The sequence below is a fragment of the Pseudomonas sp. AN3A02 genome, assembly GCF_011765255.1.
Taxonomy (GTDB): domain Bacteria; phylum Pseudomonadota; class Gammaproteobacteria; order Pseudomonadales; family Pseudomonadaceae; genus Aquipseudomonas.
Window position 1 is genome coordinate 515,846 of the sequence record NZ_JAARNI010000004.1, and the last position, 7,731, is coordinate 523,576.

A 7,731-nucleotide genomic window follows, 5' to 3' on the forward strand; every position below is an offset into this window, starting at 1 on the left:
ACCTGAATTACTACCTGCAGGCCAGGACAGCGTGTGATATCGGTCATTTTGCGAATACCTCCAGCAATCGTGGCGCAATTCTGTCCAGTGGGCGAATTTCAACAGCCGCATCGATCGCCGCTGCCGCTTTGGGCATGCCGTAAACCGCACAGCTTTGCTGGTCCTGCGCGATGGTCAGGTAGCCTTGCTGACGCATCGTTTTAAGTCCCTGGGCGCCATCACGGCCCATCCCCGTCAGCAGCACGCCGACGGCATCACCGTTCCAGTAACTGGCAACGCTTTCGAAAAACACGTCGATGGACGGCCGATAAATCTCGTTCACCGGCTCTGCGGTGTAGGCCAGCGTGCCGTTCTTCAGCAGCCGAATATGATGATTGGTGCCCGCCAGCAACACCACGCCGCTTTGGGGCGGCTCGCCTTCCCGGGCCAGGCGCACCGGCAGGCCCGAGGCGCTGCTCAGCCATTCAGCCATGCCGGCGGCGAACACCTGGTCCACATGCTGCACCAACACAATGGCCGGCGAAAAGTCCCGGGGCAAGCCCTTGAGCAGGGATTCCAGGGCAGCCGGGCCACCGGCGGATGAACCGATGGCCACCAGGCTCTGGCGTTTGCCCATGGTCCGCTGGGGCGCAGGCTCGGCCCGTACGCGGCTGCCACGCTGGCCGATCAGCCAGCCGATGTTGAGGATCTTGCGCAGTAGCGGCGCCGCGGCGTCCTTCGGGTTACCCACACCCAGCGCGGGGGTGTCGACCACGTCCAGGGCGCCATGGCCCATGGCTTCAAACACGCGGCTGACGTTGGCCTGGCGATCAACGGTGACAATCAGGATCGCGCAGGGCGTCTCGGCCATGATCTGCCGGGTGGCTTCCACGCCGTCCATCAAAGGCATGATCAGGTCCATCAGAATCAGGTCGGGCGTCAGCTCGGCGCAGCGCTGCACCGCCTCCAGGCCATTGTTGGCAACCCACACCACCTCATGGGCCGGCTCAAGACTCAGCGCCCGGCGCAAGGCTTCCACAGCCATGGGCATGTCATTGACGATCGCAATCCTCATGCCCGGGCTCCTCCAATCAGCTCTACCACCGCGTCCAACAACGCGTCGTCATGGAAGCTGGCCTTGGCTAGATAATAGTCGGCGCCGGCGTCCAGTCCACGGCGGCGGTCTTCTTCCCGATCTTTGTAGGAAACAACCATCACCGGCAGGGATTGCAGGCGAGTATCACGGCGCAAGAGTGTGACCAATTCAATACCGTCCATGCGAGGCATATCAATGTCAGTGATCAACAGGTCAAAGTCTTCGGAGCGCAGCGCGTTCCAGCCATCCATGCCATCGACCGCCACGGCTACTTCGTAACCGCGATTAAGTAACAGTTTGCGTTGCAGCTCGCGCACGGTCAGTGAGTCATCCACCACCAGAATACGCTTGCGCGCTGCTTCCTGGGTTTGCTGGGTACGCCGGGCGATACGCTCCAGACGACCGGTATTGAGCAGCTTGTCCACTGAACGCAGCATGTCTTCAACGTCGACGATCAACACCACCGAGCCGTCATCGAGCAGGGCACCGGCGGAGATGTCCTGGACCTTGCCCAGCCGGTCATCCAGGGGCAGCACCACCAGCGTGCGCTCGCCGATAAAACGCTCCACGGCAATCCCGTAGACGGCATCGCGCTCGCGGATCACCACGACCTTGAGGGTTTCCTGATTGCCCTGCCCGGGTGGGCGCTGCAGCAACTGGCTGGCGGCGACCAGGCCGACATGCCGGCCTTCGTGCCAGAAATGCTGGCGACCTTCCAGTTGCACGATGTCGTCGGGGGCCAGGTCACACATACGTTCGATGTGAGCCAGCGGGAAGGCGTAGGCCTCTTCACCGACCTCCACCACCAGGCTGCGCACCACCGACAGGGTCAACGGCACTTCAAGATGGAAGCGACTGCCCTGCCCCGCCGTTTGCTCCAGCACCACCGCGCCGCGCAACTGGCGAACCATATGCTGTACCGCATCCAGACCGACACCGCGGCCCGAAACCTCGGTGACCTTGTCCCGCAGGCTGAAGCCCGGCAGGAACAGAAACGTCAGCAGCTCCTCTTCGCTCAAGCGCAGGGCGGTTTCCAGCGGCGACAAATGCCGGTCGACGATGGTGCCGCGCAGGCGTTCCAGGTCGACACCGTTGCCGTCGTCACTCAGTTCCAGCACCAGCAGGCCGGCCTGGTGGGACGCTCGCAGGCGGATCAAGCCTTCGGCGGGTTTGCCCGCCAGCAGGCGTTGCTCGGGCATTTCGATGCCGTGGTCGACGGCATTGCGTAATAAATGGGTGAGCGGCGCTTCGAGTTTTTCCAACACGTCGCGGTCGACCTGGGTCTTCTCGCCTTCGATTTCCAGGCGCACCTGTTTACCGAGGCTACGGCCGAGGTCACGAACCATGCGCACCTGCCCGGCCAGTACATCGGCAAACGGCCGCATGCGGCACGCCAGCGCGGTGTCGTACAAGACTTGGGCGCGCTGCCCGGCCTGCCAGCCGAACTCATCGATTTCGGCGGTTTTTTCCGCGAGCAACGCCTGGGCTTCGCTCAACAGGCGGCGGGTGTCGGCCAGGGCTTCCTGGGCTTCCAGGCTCAGGTCGACGGTCTTGAGGTGGCCGTCAAGGTTATCCAGGGCCCGGACACTGTTGCTCTGGATGCGCTTGAGGCGTTGCAAACTGGCGAGATATGGCTTGAGCCGCTGGGTTTCCACCAGGGATTTGCTGGACAGGTCCAACAGGCTGTTCAAGCGCTCGGCAGTGACCCGCAATACGCGCTCGCCGCCTTCGGTCATGCGTTTGTTCTGGCGTGGCTGTTCGGCACTGACGGGCGGCGCGGGTTCGGGCTCCGGCGGCAGGGTCAGCAGTGCTTCCATCGACAATTCAGGTTCTGGCGCAGGTGCCGGCGTTGGCGTTGGCGCAGCGGGCGGTGCGACTTTTTGCGACGGGTCGAGCAAACGCTCCATCAGCGCCACGTAGGACTCGATGTCCGCCGCGCCCACGGTGTTGCCCGGCGTGGCGATGCGCATCAGCAAATCGGTGCCTTGCAGCAGTGCGTCGATATGTTCCGGCAGCAGGTACAGCCGGCTTTCCTGGGCGCTGACCAGGCAATCTTCCATCACGTGGGCGACGCTGACACCGGCGTCCACCCCGACAATCCGCGCCGCGCCCTTCAAAGAATGGGCGGCGCGCATGCAGGCTTCGAGCTGGTCGGCCTGGGTCGGGTTGCGCTCCAGGGCCAGCAGACCGGCACTGAGCACCTGGGTCTGGGCGTCGGCTTCCAGGCTGAACAGTTCCAGCAGCGAGGCATCGCGCATCTGGTCGGGGGTCATGTGAGGCTCCGGGTTACGGCAGACAACAATTGCGCCTCGTCCAGCCAGCGCAGGCTGCGGCCTTTCCACTGCAACACGCCTTGGGTATAGCGGGCGCTGGCCTGGGTGCCAGAAGCAGAAGCCGCGTTCAAAGTGCGTTCATCAATGGCATGGATGCCGTCCACTTCGTCCACCGGCACCACCACCGGGCCGTCCTGCGCCGCGATGATCAGCATGCGCGGCATGATTCGCCCGCCACTGGGGCCGCTGCTGGCGCCGTCCAGCCCGAGCAATTCCACCAGGGACAGGCACGCCACCAGCGCGCCGCGCACATTGGCCACGCCCAACAGGGCGCGTGAACGCTGATGTGGCAAGGAGTGAATCGGTTGCAGCGGTGCCACTTCCACCAGGCAGCGGGTGGCGATGCCCAGCCACTCTTCGCCGAGGCGGAACATCAACAGCGAACGGGTGACCACATCGCCTTCGACTTGCGGCGCCGCTACGGGACGATGATCGTCCTGCTGCAAGGCGTAGCGGTCGAGCAGGCGCGTGGCGGCGGCGGAATACACCGAGCAATTGCGACAGTGGATGTGTTCGGCCAGCAACGGGCAAGACTTGTCGCCGTGGATGCCGATGCGGTTCCAGCAGTCGTCGATGGCTTGGGTGTCGGCCAGGGCCAGGTTCAGCGCGGTATCCAGGGTCATTGTTTACGCTCACTGCGGGCGGCACGGGCCTGCAAACGCCGGGCACCGGCGACATCGCCCTGGGATTCGAGCAACGCGGCCAGGTGCATCAAGGCCTGCGGGTGCTGGGGCTCCAGGTACAAGGCTTTTCGATAATAACCCTGGGCTTCCAGGGCGCTGCCGGCCACATCGCTGAGCAGGCCCAGCCAATAAAACACCTGGGCTGCTGGCGGGTGAGTTTGCAGATAACGCTCGCAGGCGGCACGGGCCTCAAGGCTTTTGCCTTCATTGGCCAGGGTTGCGATCTGGCTGAGCAGATCGGCAGCGTCCGACTGCGCGGGCGGCGGTTTGATCGGAGCGACGGGTTGAGCGCTGATCGTGCTGAACGGCCGGGGCTTGGTCGGGATAGGCGCGGCACTGCGCTGGGGGATCGGCGCAGGCATCGGCACAAATACCGGTTCCGGCGCAGGCTCAGCGTGACGACTGAAGGCAAACGACTGCGGCACACCAATCGAGCGCATGCCCAGGCGCCCCAGCAGGCTGCCTTCGGCAGGCCCGATAAACAGCACGCCGTCGACGTGGGTCAGGCCCTTGAGCACTTCAAACACCTGCTTCTGGGTTGGCTGGTCGAAGTAGATCAGCAGGTTGCGGCAGAACACGAAATCGTAGGTGGGCTCGTTGGCCAGCAGCGTGGGGTCCAGCAGGTTGCCCACTTGCAGGCGCACTTGTTCGCGCACGCGGTCGGCAATTCGGTAGCCGTCGGTTTGCTCGGTGAAGTGGCGATCGCGGAACTCGATGTCCTGGCCGCGAAACGAATTCTTGCCGTACACCCCGCGGCGGGCGCGCTCCACCGACAGCGGGCTGACGTCCATGCCTTGCACCTTGAACTGATGCGGCGCCAGCCCGACGTCGAGCAAGGCCATGGCGATCGAATAGGGTTCTTCGCCGGTGGAACATGGCAGGCTGAGGATCCGCAGGGCGCGCATGTGCTTGATTTCAGCCAGACGTGCGACCGCCAGCCGGCCCAATGTGGCGAAGGACTCGGGGTAACGGAAAAACCAGGTTTCGGGGACGATCACCGCTTCGATCAGCGCTTGCTGTTCGTCGGTCGAGACCAACAACTGCTGCCAGTATTGATCTGCGGTCTGCGCATTCATTGACTGGCTGCGTTGGCGCACGGCACGCTCGATAATCGCTTCGCCCACCGAGGCCACATCGAGGCCGATGCGTTCTTTCAGGAAGTCGAAGAAGCGTTGATCACTGCTCATCAACCCTCCTCGCCGGCGGCAAACAGCAGCGCCTGCACATCAGCCGTCAGCAGGTCGGCCACGCCTATCCACTGCATCAAGCCACGCTCGTCTTCGCGCACCGGGCCCAGGTAGCGTGCCTGGCGGTTGTCCAGGCCGTAGGGCTGGAACTCTGCAGGATCACAGCGCAAGGTGTCGGTGGCTTGTTCGAGGATCAGCCCCAGCCAGCGCGCCGGAGCCAGTGCATCCGGCTGATAGTTGACCAGTACCAGGCGCGTACTGGTGCGCGCCTGAGCCGGCGTGCCGAAGGTCAAGGCACTGAGGTCGATCACCGGCACCATCGCCCCGCGATGGGCAAAGATCCCGGCGACCCACACAGGCGCATGGGCAATGGGCTTGAGCGGCAGGCGCGGCAGTACCTCGGCCACTTCCGTGGCCTTGAGGGCATAGCGTTCATTGCCGATGTGAAACACCAGAAACAGTGCTTTTTTCACTGCCGCAACGGCACCGCGTTTAGCCGCGAGGTCGCTCATCAGACTTTAAAACGCGACACGCCGCTGCGCAGGCCGACCGCGACCTGGCTCAGCTCGTCAATGGCAAAACTGGCCTGGCGCAGGGACTCTACGGTCTGGCTGCTGGCATCACCCAACTGCACCAGCGCATGGTTGATCTGCTCGGCGCCGGTGGCCTGGGCCTGCATCCCTTCGTTGACCATCAACACCCGCGGCGCCAGGGCCTGCACTTGATGGATGATCTGCGACAATTGCTCGCCCACTTGCTGCACCTCGAACATGCCACGGCGCACTTCTTCGGAGAATTTGTCCATGCCCATCACCCCGGCCGACACTGCCGACTGGATCTCGCGCACCATCTGCTCGATGTCATACGTAGCGACGGCGGTCTGATCGGCCAGACGCCGCACTTCGGTGGCCACCACGGCAAAACCGCGACCGTATTCACCGGCCTTCTCGGCCTCGATGGCGGCATTGAGGGACAGCAGGTTGGTCTGGTCGGCAACCTTGACGATGGTCACGACCACCTGATTGATGTTGCCGGCCTTCTCATTGAGGATCGCCAGCTTGGCGTTCACCAGGTCGGCCGCGCCCATCACCGAGTGCATGGTTTCTTCCATGCGTGCCAGGCCTTGCTGGCCGGAGCCGGCGGCCACCGAGGCCTGGTCGGCAGCGGTGGAGACTTCGGTCATGGTGCGGACCAGGTCCTTGGACGTGGCGGCGATTTCCCGGGAAGTAGCGCCGATCTCGGTGGTCGTCGCGGCGGTTTCTGTGGCGGTGGCCTGCTGCTGCTTGGAGGTGGCAGCAATCTCGGTGACCGAGGTGGTGACCTGGACCGAGGAGCGTTGGGCCTGGGATACCAGGGCAGTGAGCTCGGTCATCATGTCGTTGAAGCCGGTTTCCACCGCGCCGAATTCGTCTTTGCGTTCCAGGTTCAGGCGTTTGCTCAGGTCACCGGTGCGCATGATTTCGAGGATGTCGACGATGCGTTTCATCGGCGCCATGATCGCGCGCATCAGCAGCAGGCCGCAGAGACCGGCGGCGAGGATCGCGAGGATCAGGGAGACGCCCATGCTGATTTTTGCAGCGGACACCGCGTCGTCGATAGCGTTGGTGGCGCGGTCGGCGACGTTTTTGTTTTCGGTGATGATGTCGTTGAGCTTCTTGCGGCCTGCGGTCCAGGTCGGGGTCAGCTCTTCGTCGAACACTTTGCGGGCGGCGGCGACGTCATTGCGTTGCAGATTGTCCGTTACGGTGGCCAATGCCTTGTTGTAGGCCTGGTGCAGGGCTTCGAATTTATCGAACTCGGCCTGATCATCAGCGCCGTTGATGGTTGCCTTGTAATTGGCCATCTGCGTGAGGATGCGCGCTTCGTAGGACTTGTAGTCGGCCTTGTCGGCGTCGGTGAGCACCTTGTCTTTGCGCAGGCCGATGATGTCGAGGGTGTCGAGGTAGCTGTCGACCCAGGCGCTGCGGATCATGGAGCTTAGGTAGACCCCGGGGACTGCGTCGTCGCGGACTGACTCCTCGCCAGCCTCGATCTTCAACAGGCGTGAATACGAGACCACTACCATCAGCAGCATGATCGCGATGATGACCGCAAAGCTTGCCAATATCCGTTGGCGCAAGGTCCAGTTCTTCACAGTAATTCCTCGAGGGCCATTCAAATGGAGGGGAGTATAGCTGAGCGGGTGCCATCATTAATCAACGGGTTGTGGGATCTGGGTCACACGGGGGGGGGAGTTTTGGGGGGGCATATCCGTTGCTGCGGTAACGGCGGCTTAGGGTTCCGCCCTTACGGCGGGTCACTTTTGGAAAAGAGCCCCAAAAGTAACCAAAAGGGCTCTTGCCCCACCACTCGGCACCTCGCTAATGCTCGGTGTGCCCTCACTCCGGCTTTGGACCGTGGGCCGCCGCGATGGGCCATCCTTGGCCCAGCGCGGCTAACCCGGCGTCCTGCCG

The 7,731-nt window shown here is 63.3% G+C and carries 6 protein-coding genes; all 6 read right to left on the minus strand.

Features of this window, described 5'->3' with window-relative positions; all coding sequences use genetic code 11:
- Positions 1 to 43: 43 nt before the first annotated feature.
- The 6 genes from HBJ59_RS19350 to HBJ59_RS19375 are packed head-to-tail and all read right to left on the minus strand — an operon-like array spanning position 44 to position 7,412.
- A complete protein-coding gene (locus tag HBJ59_RS19350; RefSeq protein ID WP_076017489.1) occupies positions 44 to 1,054 on the minus strand; it encodes a chemotaxis response regulator protein-glutamate methylesterase in 1,011 nt (336 codons plus the stop codon).
- Positions 1,051 to 3,348: a hybrid sensor histidine kinase/response regulator gene (locus HBJ59_RS19355; protein WP_167664455.1), complete on the minus strand. Its 2,298-nt coding sequence runs from the start codon at positions 3,346 to 3,348 to the stop codon at positions 1,051 to 1,053. Before HBJ59_RS19355 ends, HBJ59_RS19350 begins: the two co-directional genes overlap by 4 nt.
- A complete protein-coding gene (locus HBJ59_RS19360) occupies positions 3,345 to 4,031 on the minus strand; it encodes a chemotaxis protein CheW (protein WP_076017491.1) in 687 nt (228 codons plus the stop codon). Before HBJ59_RS19360 ends, HBJ59_RS19355 begins: the two co-directional genes overlap by 4 nt.
- On the minus strand, positions 4,028 to 5,278 hold the full coding sequence (locus tag HBJ59_RS19365) for a protein-glutamate O-methyltransferase CheR (RefSeq protein ID WP_167664456.1): 1,251 nt from the start codon (positions 5,276 to 5,278) through the stop codon (positions 4,028 to 4,030). The genes HBJ59_RS19360 and HBJ59_RS19365 overlap by 4 nt, the downstream gene beginning before the upstream one ends.
- Positions 5,278 to 5,790, minus strand: a complete 513-nt coding sequence (locus HBJ59_RS19370) for a chemotaxis protein CheW (RefSeq protein ID WP_076017493.1) — start codon at positions 5,788 to 5,790, stop codon at positions 5,278 to 5,280. Before HBJ59_RS19370 ends, HBJ59_RS19365 begins: the two co-directional genes overlap by 1 nt.
- The gene (locus HBJ59_RS19375; protein ID WP_076017494.1) at positions 5,790 to 7,412 is read right to left on the minus strand and encodes a methyl-accepting chemotaxis protein; all 1,623 of its coding nucleotides are present in this window, start codon (positions 7,410 to 7,412) and stop codon (positions 5,790 to 5,792) included. The genes HBJ59_RS19370 and HBJ59_RS19375 overlap by 1 nt, the downstream gene beginning before the upstream one ends.
- Positions 7,413 to 7,731: the final 319 nt, after the last annotated feature.